General features: G+C 64.4%; 13 protein-coding genes. 11 read left to right on the top strand and 2 right to left on the bottom strand.

Annotated features, from left to right (window positions below; all coding sequences use genetic code 11):
* Positions 1-9: 9 nt before the first annotated feature.
* Both D9X30_RS04365 and pgeF read left to right on the top strand, forming a co-directional pair.
* Complete coding sequence (locus tag D9X30_RS04365) at positions 10-1,233, top strand: RluA family pseudouridine synthase (protein WP_153948115.1); 1,224 nt, start codon at positions 10-12, stop codon at positions 1,231-1,233.
* Positions 1,217-2,044 carry a peptidoglycan editing factor PgeF gene (gene pgeF, locus D9X30_RS04360; RefSeq protein WP_502799602.1) on the top strand — a complete coding sequence of 276 codons (828 nt, stop codon included), beginning with the start codon at positions 1,217-1,219 and terminating at the stop codon, positions 2,042-2,044. The genes D9X30_RS04365 and pgeF overlap by 17 nt, the downstream gene beginning before the upstream one ends.
* Here pgeF and D9X30_RS04355 read toward each other — a convergent pair.
* On the bottom strand, positions 2,041-2,283 hold the full coding sequence (locus D9X30_RS04355) for a hypothetical protein (protein WP_153948116.1): 243 nt from the start codon (positions 2,281-2,283) through the stop codon (positions 2,041-2,043). The two genes, pgeF and D9X30_RS04355, sit on opposite strands and share 4 nt — an antisense overlap.
* Positions 2,284-2,604: 321 nt before the next feature.
* Between D9X30_RS04355 and phaC the strand changes: the two genes are divergently transcribed.
* The 9 genes from phaC to D9X30_RS04310 all read left to right on the top strand — a co-directional run bounded on the left by phaC (position 2,605) and on the right by D9X30_RS04310 (position 13,369).
* Complete coding sequence (phaC, locus tag D9X30_RS04350) at positions 2,605-4,485, top strand: class I poly(R)-hydroxyalkanoic acid synthase (RefSeq protein WP_153948117.1); 1,881 nt, start codon at positions 2,605-2,607, stop codon at positions 4,483-4,485.
* A gap of 75 nt (positions 4,486-4,560) precedes the next feature.
* The gene (locus tag D9X30_RS04345) at positions 4,561-5,739 is read left to right on the top strand and encodes an acetyl-CoA C-acetyltransferase (RefSeq protein WP_153948118.1); all 1,179 of its coding nucleotides are present in this window, start codon (positions 4,561-4,563) and stop codon (positions 5,737-5,739) included.
* Between the two features lie 107 nt (positions 5,740-5,846).
* Positions 5,847-6,587, top strand: a complete 741-nt coding sequence (locus D9X30_RS04340) for a 3-ketoacyl-ACP reductase (RefSeq protein WP_153948119.1) — start codon at positions 5,847-5,849, stop codon at positions 6,585-6,587.
* A gap of 427 nt (positions 6,588-7,014) precedes the next feature.
* Positions 7,015-7,566, top strand: coding sequence for a polyhydroxyalkanoate synthesis repressor PhaR (phaR, locus tag D9X30_RS04335; protein ID WP_153948120.1), 552 nt, complete (start codon positions 7,015-7,017; stop codon positions 7,564-7,566).
* A gap of 272 nt (positions 7,567-7,838) precedes the next feature.
* Positions 7,839-8,549 (top strand): hypothetical protein, encoded by a 711-nt coding sequence (locus tag D9X30_RS04330; protein ID WP_153948121.1) that lies wholly within the window; start codon positions 7,839-7,841, stop codon positions 8,547-8,549.
* Positions 8,550-8,722: 173 nt separating this feature from the next.
* Positions 8,723-10,096 (top strand): 30S ribosomal protein S12 methylthiotransferase RimO, encoded by a 1,374-nt coding sequence (gene rimO / locus D9X30_RS04325; protein ID WP_153948122.1) that lies wholly within the window; start codon positions 8,723-8,725, stop codon positions 10,094-10,096.
* A gap of 137 nt (positions 10,097-10,233) precedes the next feature.
* Positions 10,234-11,418, top strand: a complete 1,185-nt coding sequence (gene bktB / locus D9X30_RS04320; protein ID WP_153948123.1) for a beta-ketothiolase BktB — start codon at positions 10,234-10,236, stop codon at positions 11,416-11,418.
* 107 nt (positions 11,419-11,525) lie between these two features.
* Positions 11,526-12,071 carry a hypothetical protein gene (locus D9X30_RS04315; RefSeq protein ID WP_228770942.1) on the top strand — a complete coding sequence of 182 codons (546 nt, stop codon included), beginning with the start codon at positions 11,526-11,528 and terminating at the stop codon, positions 12,069-12,071.
* 83 nt (positions 12,072-12,154) lie between these two features.
* Positions 12,155-13,369 (top strand): cystathionine beta-lyase, encoded by a 1,215-nt coding sequence (locus tag D9X30_RS04310; protein WP_249640881.1) that lies wholly within the window; start codon positions 12,155-12,157, stop codon positions 13,367-13,369.
* 65 nt (positions 13,370-13,434) lie between these two features.
* On the opposite strand, the gene D9X30_RS04305 is transcribed toward D9X30_RS04310, so the two are convergent.
* The gene (locus D9X30_RS04305) at positions 13,435-15,066 is read right to left on the bottom strand and encodes a PepSY-associated TM helix domain-containing protein (RefSeq protein WP_153948125.1); all 1,632 of its coding nucleotides are present in this window, start codon (positions 15,064-15,066) and stop codon (positions 13,435-13,437) included.
* Positions 15,067-15,078 lie beyond the last annotated feature (12 nt).

The raw sequence follows: 15,078 nt of genomic DNA, 5'->3' as shown, positions 1-15,078 counted from the left end.
CTGTTCCGGATGAAAAAAAATAGCGCCAAGCATTATAGCCGAAGCCCCAAGACCGAAACCGGTCTGGAACGCCACACCGCAAAAGCCGACGTGACCCACGAGGAATCCGAAGACTTCGACGACCATTTCGACGACGGCGACGAAGGGGGGGCGACGGACGAATTCAATGACGAGGTGCCTGCCACGGCGCCTGCCGCGCCTGACCTGATGCCACTGTACCTGGAAGTCGATAGCGCGGCGCACGGCGAGCGGCTCGACAAGCTGCTCGCGCGGCATTTCAACGAATTTTCGCGCAGCCGCATCCAGCAGTGGATCGAGGATGGTGCCGTCCGCGTGGACGGCGAGCCCAGCCGCGCCAAGGCATCCGTCCAGATGGGCCAGCAGATCGAGATCCGGCCCCAGGCCGCGCCGGAATCGATGGCGTTTACGGCAGAGGACGTCCCGCTGGACGTGCTGTACGAGGACGACGCCCTGCTGGTCATCAACAAGCCGGCCGGGCTGGTGGTGCATCCTGCCGCAGGCAACTGGAGCGGCACGGTGCTCAATGGCCTGCTGCATCGCGATCCGCACGCGGCGCGCCTGCCGCGCGCCGGCATCGTGCATCGGCTGGACAAGGAAACGTCGGGCCTGATGGTGGTGGCACGCACGCTGACCGCGCAGACCGACCTGGTGCGGCAGCTGCAGGCCCGCACGGTCAAGCGCACGTATATCGCGCTGGTCTGGGGCGAGACGCCCGACGAGGGCACGATCGATGCGCCGATCGGGCGCGATCCGCGCGAGCGCACGCGGATGGCCATCGTGCATACCAACAGCGGCAAGCCGTCGCGCACCCATTTCGAAACGCTTGGTACGGTGCCGCTGGGCCGCTCGAAGGTGTCGATGGTGATGTGCCAGCTGGAAACCGGGCGCACGCACCAGATCCGCGTGCATTTCGAGTCCATCGGCCATCCGCTTGTGGGAGATCCGGTCTATCACAAGGCGACGCAGCGCGGCCAGCGCCCGGCCGTGCGCGTTCCGCTGCCGGTGCCGTTCACCCGCCAGGCGCTGCACGCATACCGGCTGGGGCTGATGCATCCGGTGACGGGCCGCAAGAAATCATGGGAGGCCGAGCCGCCCGAAGACCTGCAGGCGCTGATCGATGCGCTCGACTTCGAGCGGTATGCCGAGGAAGACGACGAGGACGAGGGCGAGCCCGAGTGGTACGAAGGAGAGGCCGATGACGATGACGACTGACCGCGCGACGGTTGACCCGATGGCCGGTGACGCGGCCTGGATCGTCCCGGACTGGCCGGCGCCGGCCCGGGTGCGCGCGCTGTCCACCACGCGAAAGGGGGGTGTCAGCGCGGGCCAGTATGGCCTGGCAGACGGTAGCGCCGGAGGGCTCAACCTGGGCACGCACGTCGGCGACGATCCGGCTGCCGTGGCCACCAACCGCGCCCGGCTGGCCAGCTACCTGCCGGCCATGCCTCGGTGGCTGGAGCAGGTGCATGGATGCGGCGTGGCGACAGCCGATGACGCCGGCCAAGGCGACGATGTGCCGCGCGCCGATGCCAGCGTGAGTGCCACGCCCGGACACGTCTGCGCGATCATGACGGCCGACTGCCTGCCCGTATTGCTGTGCAATACGGAAGGCACGGTAGTGGGTGCCGCTCACGCCGGCTGGCGCGGGCTGTGCGATGGCGTGATCGAGGCCACCTTGGCACGCATGGCAGCACGAGCGGGCGCCCAGGCGCAGTGGCTGGCCTGGCTCGGGCCGGCGATCGGCCCCGATGCCTTCGAAGTGGGGCCCGAAGTACGCGAAGCATTCCTGCAGCAGGCCTTGCCCGACGAGCGTGCGGCCGTGGCGGCGGCGTTCATCGCGGGCGGATCGGGCAAATTCCTGGCTGATCTGTATGCACTCGCACGCATTCGCCTTGCCCGCGCCGGCTGCACGCAGGTGTTCGGCGGCAATGCCTGCACGGTCCGCGAGGCCGACCGCTTCTACTCTTACCGCCGCGACCGCACCACGGGCCGCATGGCCACGCTGGTCTGGCTGGCCGACTAGGGCCCGGCAGCGCCATCGTCCGGAAGCCGCGCCGCCTGTGCCGAGGCGGCTTGCGCGGCGTCACGGCCTTCCTGCGCACGGCGCCTGCGACGCCGGCCCGGCGTCCCCATGATGTACATCACGATCGACACCGGCGCCAATCCGTACAGCAGGAACGTGGCCACACCGGCGACGACGCTGGTCTCGGTGATGGCCATCATCAGGGCGACGTAAAGCCAGCCAATTGCCACGATATACATCAGGCTTTCATCTTTCTCGAATAGAGGTTGGACCGGCCCGGCAACCCGCGCCAGCGTTACCGTCCGGTAGGTCGGGCTTCACTTATTCGCCCCCCGCATCGCAATGCGGATTTCCGCATTGACAGTCTCTCCATTGCAAGGCAACAATGCCTCGAAATGTATCGGAACCGAGGAACGATTCCAGGGTTTCGCCGGCAAGCATAGCGTAAGAGCCAAGCAGCCCTGGGCAGCTTGCGGACGCAACCCGGGATATGGGGCGGGTCGGGAGACAGTTACCCCGAGCCCGTCATCCACTACGACAGGCAGAGAGACGATCACATCATGGCGACCGGCAAAGGTGCGGCAGCTTCCGGAAAGGAAGACAAGTCCCAACCGTTTCAATTTGCGCCGGGGCCATTCGATCCAGCTGCATGGCTGGAATGGTCCCGTCAGTGGGCCCCTGAAACCAACGGCGAGATGCCGGCCGGTTTCCCGGCGGGTCTGGCCGGTGCATTCCCCGGTGGCTTTCCCGCGGGCGATGCCTTCGCCAAGGCGTTTCAGCAGGCGTTTCCGACTGGCGGTGCGAACGGCGGCGCGGTGAAGATCTCGCCGGACCAGCTGGCCGGCATCCAGCAACGCTATCTGAAGGACTTTGCCGAGCTCTGGCGCGAAATGGGCGAGGGCGCCATGGTCGCCAACGGCCATCCGGGCGGCAACGGCAATGCCGGTGCCAGCGAACGCTTGTCCGATCGCCGCTTCGCCAGTCCTGCCTGGCGCAACAACGCACCATACCGGTATACCGCTGCGTTCTATCTGCTGACGGCGCGCGCCATGACCGAACTGGCCGATGCCGTGGAAGCCGACCCGAAGGTACGCCAGCGCATCCGCTTCGCGGTGTCGCAGTGGGTCGATGCCATGTCGCCGGCCAACTTCCTGGCCACCAATCCCGATGCCCAGCAGCGCCTGATCGAGTCGGGCGGTGAATCGCTGCGCAACGGCGTGCGCAACATGCTGGAAGACCTGCAGCGCGGCAAGATCTCGCAGACCGATGAGAAGGCCTTCGAAGTGGGCCGCAACGTGGCGGTGACCGAAGGCGCCGTGGTCTACGAGAACGAATACTTCCAGCTGCTGCAGTACAAGCCGCTGACCGACAAGGTCTACGCCCGGCCGCTGCTGCTGGTGCCACCGTGCATCAACAAGTACTACATCCTCGACCTGCAGCCCGAAAGCTCGCTGGTGCGGCACGCCGTGGAAAACGGCCACACGGTCTTCCTGGTGTCGTGGCGCAACCCCGATGCCTCGATGGCCGAGCGCACGTGGGACGACTACATCGAGCACGCGGCCATTCGGGCGATCGAGGTGACGCGGGATATCAGCGGGCAGGACCAGATCAACGTGCTGGGCTTCTGCGTGGGTGGCACCATCATCTCCACCGCGCTGGCCGTGCTGGCCGCGCGTGGCGAACGGCCGGCAGCCAGCCTGACGCTGCTGACGACACTGCTCGATTTCTCCGATACCGGCATCCTCGACGTATTCGTCGACGAAGCACACGTGCAATTGCGCGAAGCCACGCTGGGCGGCGCGTCCGGTGCGCCTTGCGGCCTGCTGCGCGGCGTGGAGCTGGCCAACACGTTCTCGTTCCTGCGACCCAACGACCTGGTGTGGAACTACGTGGTGGACAACTACCTGAAGGGCAATACGCCGGTGCCGTTCGACCTGCTGTTCTGGAACGGCGACGCCACCAATCTGCCTGGCCCGTGGTATTGCTGGTACCTGCGCCACACCTACCTGCAGGATGAACTCAAGGTGCCTGGCAAGCTGACCGTCTGCAACGCCCCGGTGGACCTGGGCAAGATCGACGTGCCGACCTATATCTACGGGTCACGGGAAGACCATATCGTGCCGTGGATGGCTGCCTATGCATCGACCGCGCTGCTGAAGAACAAGCTCCGCTTCGTCTTGGGCGCCTCTGGCCATATCGCCGGCGTGATCAATCCGCCGGCGAAAAAGAAGCGCAGCCACTGGACCAACGATGCGCTGCCCGAATCGGCCCAGGAATGGCTGGCGGGCGCCCAGGAGCACCCGGGCAGCTGGTGGCCCGACTGGATGGCCTGGCTGGGCAAGCAGGCAGGCCCGAAGCGCGCCGCATCCGACGCGCTGGGCAACGAACATTACCCGCCGGTGGAGCCGGCGCCCGGCCGCTACGTCAGACAGCGCGCCTGATTTCATGCGGGCTGGCCGTGACGGCCGGCCCGGTTTCGAACCGATCCGCGATTCGCTTTCTCGAAAGGACCTGAAATGACCGACATCGTCATTGTTTCCGCAGCCCGTACCGCAGTAGGCAAGTTCGGTGGCTCCCTGGCGAAGATCCCGGCGCCTGAACTGGGCGCCATCGTGATCAAGGCCGCGCTCGAGCGCGCCGGCGTGAAGCCGGACCAGGTGAGCGAAGTGATCATGGGCCAGGTGCTGACGGCCGCTTCGGGCCAGAACCCGGCGCGCCAGGCATCGCGCAAGGCCGGCCTGCCGGACATGGTGCCGGCCATGACCATCAACAAGGTGTGCGGCTCCGGCCTGAAGGCGGTGATGCTGGCCGCCAACGCCATCATCGCCGGCGAAGCCGAAATCGTGGTGGCTGGCGGCATGGAGAACATGAGCGCCGCACCGCACGTGCTGCCGGGCTCGCGCGACGGCTTCCGCATGGGCGACACCAAGCTGGTGGACTCGATGATTGTCGACGGCCTGTGGGACGTCTACAACCAGTACCACATGGGCATCACGGCCGAAAACGTGGCCAAGGAATACGGCATCACGCGCGAAGCCCAGGACGAGTTCGCCGTGGGATCGCAGAACAAGGCCGAAGCCGCCCAGAAGGCCGGCAAGTTCGACGAGGAAATCGTGCCGGTGCTGATTCCGCAGCGCAAGGGCGATCCGGTGGCCTTCAAGACCGACGAGTTCGTGCGCCAGGGCGCCACGCTGGACAGCATGGCCGGCCTGAAGCCCGCCTTCGACAAGGCCGGCACGGTGACGGCCGCCAATGCATCGGGCCTGAACGACGGCGCCGCCGCCGTCGTGGTGATGTCGGCGGCCAAGGCCAAGGAACTGGGCCTGACCCCGCTGGCCACGATCAAGGCCTACGCCAACGCCGGCGTGGATCCGGCCGTGATGGGCATGGGTCCGGTGCCGGCCAGCAAACGCTGCCTGTCGCGCGCCGGCTGGGGCGTCAAGGACCTGGATCTCATGGAAATCAATGAAGCCTTCGCCGCCCAGGCCCTGGCAGTGCACAAGGAAATGGGCTGGGACCAGTCGAAGATCAACGTGAACGGTGGCGCCATCGCCATCGGCCATCCGATCGGTGCATCGGGCTGCCGCATTCTGGTGACCCTGCTGCACGAAATGAAGCGTCGTGACGCGAAGAAGGGCCTGGCCTCGCTGTGCATCGGCGGCGGCATGGGCGTGGCGCTGGCAGTCGAGCGCTGATTGCAGGAGGCATGCCGGCGGCGCGTGCCGAGGAACGTCTACCTGCCGGCATCGATACAGACCTGAGCATCGATAACAACGATCGAGCGAGCCAACTAGGAGTGGATATGACTCAGCGCATTGCATATGTGACCGGCGGCATGGGTGGCATCGGAACCGCGATTTGCCAGCGTCTGGCCAAGGACGGATTCAAGGTGGTGGCGGGCTGCGGCCCGAACTCGCCACGCCGCGAGAAATGGCTCGAACAACAACGCGCGCTCGGCTACGAGTTCGTGGCGTCCGAAGGCAACGTGGCCGACTGGGATTCGACCAAGGCGGCCTTCGACAAGGTCAAGGCAGAAGTGGGCGAAGTGGATGTGCTGGTCAACAACGCCGGCATCACGCGCGACGTGGTCTTCCGCAAGATGACGCGGGCCGACTGGGACGCCGTGATCGACACCAACCTGACGTCGCTGTTCAACGTGACCAAGCAGGTGATCGACGGCATGGCAGACCGTGGCTGGGGCCGGATCATCAATATTTCGTCGGTGAACGGCCAGAAAGGCCAGTTCGGCCAGACGAACTACTCGACGGCGAAGGCAGGCCTGCACGGCTTCACGATGGCGCTGGCGCAGGAAATGGCCACCAAGGGCGTGACCGTGAACACGGTGTCGCCGGGCTATATCGCCACCGACATGGTCAAGTCCATCCGTCAGGACGTGCTGGACAAGATCGTCGGCACGATCCCGGTCAAGCGCCTCGGCGAGCCGGCCGAGATTGCTTCGATCTGTGCCTGGCTGGCATCGGAAGAATCCGGTTTTTCGACCGGTGCCGACTTCTCGCTGAACGGCGGCCTGCACATGGGCTGACGCCGGCGGCCTGCGTTGGCGCGTCGGGTTGATGCGGCGCATCCAGCGCAGTGCACAAGCGGATATTCCGGGCCAACCGATCGGCGCCTGAAACAGGCCGCCCGCATGCCATTCGGCGCGCGGGCGGCCTTTTTTTCAGGCCTTTTGGGTATACGGCCGGGGTTTGCTGCGGGTTTTCCATAAACACTGCCGACTTTCCATAGTGCTTTCTTGAGCATAGAATCAGGGCAATGGCGCAACCGGCACCAAAGAAGAGCGTTTCTCACGGGTCTGGTCCGGTTGTATCTTGCGCGCCTGCGGCGTCGATCCCGCCCGGGACGACGCGTCCATTGCGCACTGCACCGCATGCGGTGCAGCAGCGTTGCGACCAGGCGCAGCAGCGGATGCCAACCGCCGGCATCAGCGACGACAAAAGGATAGAGCACCGATGGCCACGACCAAGAAAGGCGCAGAGCGACTGATCAAGAAATATCCCAATCGCCGGCTCTACGATACGCAGACCAGCACCTACATCACGCTCGCGGACGTCAAGCAGCTGGTCATGGATACCGAGGAATTCAAGGTCGTCGACGCAAAGACGGGCGAGGAACTCACGCGCAGTATCCTGCTGCAGATCATTCTGGAAGAAGAAACGGGCGGCGTGCCGATGTTTTCGAGCGCCATGCTGTCGCAGATCATTCGTTTCTACGGCCATGCCATGCAGGGCATGATGGGCACTTACCTGGAAAAGAATATCCAGGCCTTCATCGACATCCAGAACAAGCTTGCCGAGAACTCGAAGGGCCTGTATTCGGGCGAGGCGTTCAGCCCGGACATGTGGTCGCAGTTCATGAACCTGCAAGGCCCGATGATGCAGGGGATGATGAGCAACTACATCGAGCAGAGCAAGAACCTGTTCGTGCAGATGCAGGAACAGATGCAGAACCAGGCCAAGAGCATGTTCGGCACGTTCCCGTTCAACCAGTCTGACAAGAAGTAAGCGGCCTTCCGCCCGCGCCGATCAGGCCCTGCATGTGCAGGGCCTTTTTCGTTGTGCGGCGGCGACGAGATGTTGCGAATGTCTGGCGAATTGCCACATTGGTGTTGCACTCCCCGGAGAGCGATGTTCGCGGCAAGTCTTCTGTGGTGCAATCGGCCGAACCCTGAGCAACGGGTACCCGCTGATCCCAATTTCTTTCGCTGCACGATGGCATCTCGCGCGCAAACGCATATGGGGCGCGCCGCCATCGGGCCCGAACTGGAGGCACGTCCATGTCCAGCCAAGCCGCTACCTGGGGCCTTGAGCCCGATCCTGTCGAATCGCCGCAATTCACGAATGTCCTGGAGTTTGCACTCGGTCTGTACGGCCAGATGGCCCATATTCAGCACGAGGTCGGCGCGTTGTCGGCGGCTCAGCCGCGGATCGAGGAGCGAATCGATGCGACGCAGGCCATGGTCGGCGCCGTCGAAACCCGTCTCGGCGGACAGATCGTTGAAGCCGAGGCGCGGCTGACGGACCGGATTCGCGAATCGGAAGCCCGCATGACCCAGGCTCTGGCCGCGTCGGAGAAAAGGGGCGAGTCGCTGATCGCCAGGGTGCTGCAGGAAATCGACGCCCGTTCCGAAGCGCGCTTCAGCCGGATGGACGCCAGGTTTGACGCCATCGACGCGAAATTCGAAATCGTAGACGCCAGGTTCGATGCCATCGATGCCAGATTCGACCAGATGGACGCCCGGATGGACAAGATGGACGACCGGTTCGACAGGGTGGACGACAGGTTCGACAAATCTGATGCACGGGTGGACAAACTGGAAATCACCCTTGGAGATCGCATCCAGGCCGGTAACGAAAAGATCTCCGCCCTGAAAGACCGTCTCAACAAGGTCTTCTGGGTGGCCTCAGGCGGCGGCATCGTGCTCGGCCTGGCAGTGGGGTGGAAGCCGATCATCGAACGTGTCGGAGGTCTGGCGGGCCTCTCGTAGCGTGCTTTCCGCCCATTTGGTTCCCCCGTGCGCCAATCCCGCCTGCTCGGGGTAAAATCTCGGCCTTTCATGGCAATGACGGCGCCCGGCAGGCTCGCCGGGTGCCACTAGACCAGCGCGGCGCACCACCGGGGACGGTAGGGCGCGCCCAGATCCCACATTCGCGGTGCCCCATGTCGTCTGATACCAATCTGTCCAACCCTGCGCCGAAAGTCGGCTTTGTTTCACTTGGCTGCCCCAAGGCCCTGGTCGACTCCGAGCAGATCATTACGCAGCTGCGCGCCGAAGGCTATGCCATCAGCGGCACCTACGACGGTGCCGATCTCGTGGTAGTCAACACCTGCGGGTTCATCGACGAGGCCGTGCAGGAAAGCCTGGACGCCATTGGCGAGGCGCTGACCGAAAACGGCAAGGTCATCGTGACCGGCTGCCTGGGGGCAAAGAAGGATGCGGCCGGACACGATATCGTGTCGTCGGTGCACCCGAAGGTGCTGGCGGTCACGGGGCCGCATGCGCTGGGCGAAGTGATGCAGGCGGTGCATACGCATCTGCCGAAGCCGCATGATCCCTTTACAGATCTGGTGCCGGCCGCGGGGATCAAGCTGACTCCCAAGCACTATGCCTATCTGAAGATTTCGGAAGGCTGCAACCATCGGTGCTCGTTCTGCATCATCCCGTCGATGCGGGGCGACCTGGTTTCGCGCCCAGTGGCCGAAGTGATGCTGGAAGCCGAAAACCTGTTCAAGGCCGGCGTCAAGGAACTGCTGGTGATCTCGCAGGACACCAGCGCCTACGGGGTGGACGTCAAGTACCGCACGGGCTTCTGGGCGGGTCGGCCGTTGAAGACGCGCATGACCGAACTGGTGGCGGCCCTTGGCGAGCTGGCCAGCCAGTATGGCGCCTGGGTGCGGCTGCACTATGTCTATCCGTATCCGCATGTGGACGAGATCATTCCGCTGATGAACCAGGGCAATGTCCTGCCCTACCTCGATGTGCCGCTCCAGCACGCGCATCCGGATGTGCTCAAACGCATGAAACGTCCGGCCAACGCCGAAAAGACCCTGGACCGCATCCGTGCATGGCGCGAAATCTGTCCAGAGCTGACGATCCGCAGCACGTTTATCGCCGGTTTTCCGGGTGAAACGGAGGCCGAATTCCAGACGCTGCTCGACTTCATTGCCGAAGCCGAGCTGGACCGCGTGGGTTGCTTCGCCTATTCACCGGTCGAAGGCGCAACCGCCAACGACCTGCCGGGCGCGCTGCCCGACGAGGTGCGTGAAGAGCGCCGCGCGCGGTTCATGGAAGTTGCCGAGGCCGTATCGGCACGCAGACTCCAGCGCAAGGTGGGGCAGACGCTGCGGGTACTCGTCGACGAAGTGAACCAGGACGGCGGCATTGGCCGGTCGTCCGCCGATGCGCCGGAAATCGACGGTTTGGTCTATATCGACCCGGCCGCCAAGCCGTCGCAGCGTTTCAAGACCGGGGACTTTGTGAACGTCAAGATCACCGGTGCCGACGGTCACGACCTCTGGGGTGAAATCGCATGAGCCTCGGTATCGGCTTTGGAGGCCAGACCGGCAGACCAAAGTGTGCCTGTCCAGACAATTAGGTAAAAGTACGGTCGTTCGCTTTTGCGTGGCGGCGACTATACTGTGCACCGCAACATAACGCATGGAGACAAGACATGACGCGTGAAGTGGTGGTTGTCAGCGGTGTGCGCACCGCAATTGGTACCTTTGGCGGCAGCCTGAAGGACCTGGCCCCGACCGAACTGGGTGCGCTGGTGGTACGCGAGGCGCTGGCCCGCGCCAATGTGTCAGGCGACGACGTGGGTCACGTCGTATTCGGCAATGTGATCCAGACCGAACCGAAAGACATGTACCTGGGCCGCGTGGCGGCCGTCAACGGTGGTGTTTCCATCAATGCGCCCGCGCTGACCGTAAACCGCCTGTGCGGTTCGGGTCTGCAGGCGATTGTCAGCGCCGCGCAGACGATCCTGCTGGGCGACGCCGATGTGGCCATTGGCGGCGGTGCCGAAAGCATGAGCCGCGCCCCGTATCTGGCGCCGATGGCCCGCTGGGGCGCGCGCATGGGCGACGCCAAGCTCGTCGATATGATGCTGGGCGCGCTGCACGACCCGTTCCACACGATTCACATGGGTGTGACGGCCGAGAATGTCGCGAAGGAATACGACATTTCCCGCCAGCAGCAGGACGAAGCCGCGCTGGAATCGCACCGCCGGGCGTCGGCCGCCATCAAGGCTGGCCACTTCAAGGACCAGATCGTTCCGGTCACGTTGAAGTCGCGCAAGGGCGATGTCGTTTTCGATACCGACGAGCATGTGCGTCACGAAGCCACCATGGAAGACATGACGAAGCTGAAGCCGGTTTTCGTCAAGGAAAACGGTACGGTGACGGCTGGCAATGCCTCGGGTCTCAATGACGCCGCCGCGGCAGTGGTGCTGATGGAGCGGGCAGAAGCGGAGCGCCGTGGGCTGAAGCCGCTGGCGCGTCTGGTCTCCTACGGCCATGCCGGCGTCGATCCCAAGACGATGGGGATCGGCCCCGTGCCGGCGACAAAAATTGCGCTCGAGCGTGCCGGCCTGTCGGTCAAGGATCTGGACGTGATCGAGGCCAATGAAGCGTTCGCGGCGCAGGCCTGCGCCGTGACCAAGGCGTTGGGGCTGGATCCGGCCAAGGTCAATCCGAACGGTTCGGGCATTTCGCTGGGCCATCCGATTGGTGCCACGGGCGCCCTGATCACCGTGAAGGCGGTGCATGAATTGCAGCGCGTCCAGGGTCGTTACGCGCTGGTGACCATGTGCATCGGCGGCGGACAGGGAATCGCCGCGATCTTTGAGCGCATTTAAAGGCACTTTGCGCGATTGCCGAGGAAGCCGTCTTGTCCCGTACCGTTCTGTCCTGCCTGCTGCATTCGATCATCGTGGCCACGACCCTGGCGCTGCCGGCAACGGCCATGGCTGCCGCTGACGAGCTGTCGACAGGAACCGGGCAGGGCGGCGGCTTCGGCATCAACGACGCCATCCGCGCTGGGGAAGCCGCGCGCGGGTCGTCGCTGTCAACCGGACCGGTTCGCATGCTGTCTCCCCGCCAGGAGTACGCGCACTATCCGACTTACGTCGGCACGGTGGGCGACAAGCCAGTGCGCATGCGGATCGCGCCGAAGACCGACACACGAGACAGCCTGCAAGGCGAGTACCAGATTGGCGATGGGAAGGGCGTGCGATTGCTGTCCGGTGAATGGGACAACGGCGCATTCCTGATGGAGGAGTCGGACGACGGCACGCGTGTGTCCGGCAACTGGGAAGGTCAGATCGACCGGAACGGCGCGGTGCGCGGCACATGGACCGATGCGTACAATCCGGCGATCGTCTTGCCTTTTTTTATTCGCCCGTTTGGCGGATATCTGGTGATTCCGCCGTTTGACACCAATCCGGGCAGTGGCGTCACCTATGCGCCGCCGGCCCCCAAGTCAACGATCTCGACGGGCAAGTCCCGCTAACGGGTCGGCGCCACATCACGTGGCGAGCGCGGCATTTGCTGGTAAGCTCGGACGCCTGATCCGAATTTTCCAGGGAATACGCCGTGTCTGCATCTGACTCGTCCCGCAATGCCCCCCGCTATATCCAGACCACCGCGGTCCAACCTGAACTGGATATCGCGCCCGGTTTCGATTCTTTTTCCACGCCCACGTACCGCGGCTCGACGATCGTCTTCCGCAATCTTGCCGAACTGCGCGCCTATGGTGATCGCAGCAAGACGTACTGGCGCTACGGCCTGCATGCCACGCCCACCAGCGAGGCACTGTGCCAGCAACTGGCCCAGATTGAAGGTGGCCGGCACACATTGCTGCTGCCATCGGGCATGGGCGCGATCTCGCTGGTGTACTTTGCCTTGCTGCGGACCGGCGACGATGTGCTCGTGCCCGACAACGTCTATGGCCCGAATCGCGACCACGGCGAATGGCTGGCTCGCGAATTCGGCGTGACGGTGCGCTACTACCATCCGTCGATTGGTGCCGGAATCGCTTCGCTGATCCAGCCCAATACGCGGCTGATCTGGATGGAAGCACCGGGCTCCGTGACGATGGAGGTGCCTGACACCACCGCCATTGCCTCGGTGGCGCGGGCGCGTGGCGTGCTGACCGCCATCGACAATACGTGGTCGGCCGGCGTCTATTTCAAGCCCTTCGAGAAGGGTATCGATATCTCGGTGCAGGCGCTGACGAAATACCAGTCCGGGGGCAGTGATGTCCTGATGGGTGCCGTCATCACGCAGAACGACAAGGTGCATGACCGCCTCAAGCGTACCCGCATGACCATGGGCTGGGGCGTGTCGGCGGACGATTGCTTCCTGGTCTTGCGCGGGCTTGCCAGCATGCCGGTACGCCTGGCGGCGCACGACCGTGCGGCACGTGAAGTTGCCGAATGGCTCAAGCAGCGTCCGGAGGTGACCCGCGTGTTGCATCCCGCCTTGCCCGATTGCCCAGGCCACGCGGAATGGTTGCGCGATTTTTCCGGGGCCAGCGGACTGTTTTCGATCATCCTGCATGACCGCTTTTCGCGCGAGCAGGTGGATGCGTTCGTCGAGGCCCTGAAGCTCTATGCGATCGGTTGGTCCTGGGGCGGCGCGCATAGCCTGGCGGTGCCGTACCACATCGACACGATGCGGCCGGCGGGCACCTGGCCGCCGGAAGGCTGGACGAACGCCGGTGAGCTTGTACGCCTGTACATTGGCCTGGAAGACACACGCGACCTGATTGGCGATCTGAAGCAGGCGATGGAAAGCTGCCTGCGCTAGCCGTCGGCGCCCGTAGCATTAAAAAGCCCCGCCGAAGCGGGGCTTTCTGTTTGCTGGCCAGTCAATCAGGAGGCGTCGGCCTTGCGCATCGTGGCTTGCGGCGCCGTCTGGGCCGCTGTGCCGCGTGTTGCCCACACCGATTCGGCGGGGCCGTTCTGCGCGCGGCGCCAGCTCACCCGGGCCAGTGCGAGGTATCCGGCAGCCATGGCAATGGCGCCAATATCGAAGCCGGCGATGACCCAGCGGCCATGGAGTGCGGCGGCAAACAGGTGGTCCCCGGTCAGGATCCAGTTCGACAGCGGCACGGCCAGGGTTGCCAGCGCGGCCACGCAGAGCAGTTCCACGGCGGCGCGAATGGGGGGCCTTGCCAGCGCCCACGCCGCGGCCAGTACGAACACGGGCCAGAATACATAGCTCACGGCGCGGTCCGGCCACAGCAGGGCAGCGGGGAAGCACAGCGCCACCCCGATGCAGGTGCTGATGCAGACGCCAACGGTGGCCTGGGCCAGCAGCTTGTGGACACGAGGCTGTTCGGTCTGCCGGGACTTGCGGCGTGTCTCGATCCACAGCAGGTTGCCGGAATAGAACAGAAACGCGCCGGCCAGCCCGGCGACGAGGTAAACCAACCGCATGGCCAGGTCGCCATACGTGCCGTAGTGGAGCGCAAACATGGCGCTATAGATCATGTGGTTCGTGTCGCGGGCGCCAGCCGTCTGGTTGGCGATCAACTGGCCCGCATTCGGCTCATTGGCCGCCGCGTGGATGCCTACCGCGCCGCCGTTGCCGAGCGCGCGCGTGCTATCGCCTCGTACTTCGGCCACGGCGTTGGCATCGCCATACCGCTGGAAGCGGATGGCATTGGGCGTGAATCGCTCGCCGCCGTGCTCGCGCGCAATCGCCAGCAGCTGGGCCGAACTCATCGTCGGGGATGCGCGGCCCGAGGCCACGACTTCGGGGGCCGCACCCGTGACGCGCGGCACCACTTCGAACAGCTTGCCGTCGAACGTCAGCGTGTTGAAGACCATGACCATGATCAGCGACAGGCAGAAAAACGCGCCGGTGATGGCAAAGATCAGGTGGAAGGGCAGGCTGAACAGGCCTAGCACATTGTGCGTATCCATCCAGAAACGCTTCAGGTTGCGCCCGGGCCGCACCGCGAACAGGTCTTTCTTCAGGCGGGGCAGGTGCAGGATCACGCCCGATACGAGTGCCAGGCCGTACAGCACGGAGACGATCCCCATGAAGTACATGCCATTGATGCCCAGCCCGAGCGAATAGTGCAGCGCGTTCAAGAACGCCGACAGCTCGCCCGTCACGTGGTCGAGCGACGTGTTGTGCTGCGCCGTCCTGTCGCCGTTCAGGCGCTCGCCGTTCATCGTGTGCCATTCACCGGCCTTGTCCTGCCAGTACGCATTGAAGTCCGGTTCTTCCTTGCTGGGCAGGCCGACGTAGACGCTGTTGGCCGCGTCCGGATGCACGGCCACCAGCTTCTGCACGAAGGCGTCGATGGCAGGCCCGTCCACCTGGACTTCGGTGCCGTGTTGGCCCTCCAGGCGCGCCGGGTTCTGCCAGACGTGCAATTCGTGGTGGAAGACAGTGATTGCGCCCGCGAAGAAGGCGATGAACAGCGCCCAGCCGGCCATCAGGCCGACCCAGGTGTGGAGCGTATTGAAAACGCGCAGGGTATTGGGTTTCATGCGAATGCCTCG

The organism is Cupriavidus sp. U2 (genome assembly GCF_009663685.2).
GTDB lineage: Bacteria > Pseudomonadota > Gammaproteobacteria > Burkholderiales > Burkholderiaceae > Cupriavidus > Cupriavidus necator_C.
The sequence above is the reverse complement of the archived record's forward strand: the minus strand, read 5'-3'. Positions and strand labels throughout refer to the sequence as shown.

What these genes read in the sequence shown, in the direction of transcription:
- bktB (WP_153948123.1), top strand. Translation starts at nt 10,234, where the DNA reads ATGACGCGTGAAGTGGTGGTTGTCAGCGGTGTGCGCACCGCAATTGGT.
- D9X30_RS04355 (WP_153948116.1), bottom strand. Translation starts at nt 2,283, where the DNA reads ATGTATATCGTGGCAATTGGCTGGCTTTACGTCGCCCTGATGATGGCC.
- phaR (WP_153948120.1), top strand. Translation starts at nt 7,015, where the DNA reads ATGGCCACGACCAAGAAAGGCGCAGAGCGACTGATCAAGAAATATCCC.
- phaC (WP_153948117.1), top strand. Translation starts at nt 2,605, where the DNA reads ATGGCGACCGGCAAAGGTGCGGCAGCTTCCGGAAAGGAAGACAAGTCC.
- D9X30_RS04340 (WP_153948119.1), top strand. Translation starts at nt 5,847, where the DNA reads ATGACTCAGCGCATTGCATATGTGACCGGCGGCATGGGTGGCATCGGA.
- D9X30_RS04345 (WP_153948118.1), top strand. Translation starts at nt 4,561, where the DNA reads ATGACCGACATCGTCATTGTTTCCGCAGCCCGTACCGCAGTAGGCAAG.
- D9X30_RS04330 (WP_153948121.1), top strand. Translation starts at nt 7,839, where the DNA reads ATGTCCAGCCAAGCCGCTACCTGGGGCCTTGAGCCCGATCCTGTCGAA.
- D9X30_RS04365 (WP_153948115.1), top strand. Translation starts at nt 10, where the DNA reads ATGAAAAAAAATAGCGCCAAGCATTATAGCCGAAGCCCCAAGACCGAA.
- D9X30_RS04315 (WP_228770942.1), top strand. Translation starts at nt 11,526, where the DNA reads ATGGCTGCCGCTGACGAGCTGTCGACAGGAACCGGGCAGGGCGGCGGC.
- D9X30_RS04305 (WP_153948125.1), bottom strand. Translation starts at nt 15,066, where the DNA reads ATGAAACCCAATACCCTGCGCGTTTTCAATACGCTCCACACCTGGGTC.
- pgeF (WP_502799602.1), top strand. Translation starts at nt 1,217, where the DNA reads ATGACGATGACGACTGACCGCGCGACGGTTGACCCGATGGCCGGTGAC.
- rimO (WP_153948122.1), top strand. Translation starts at nt 8,723, where the DNA reads ATGTCGTCTGATACCAATCTGTCCAACCCTGCGCCGAAAGTCGGCTTT.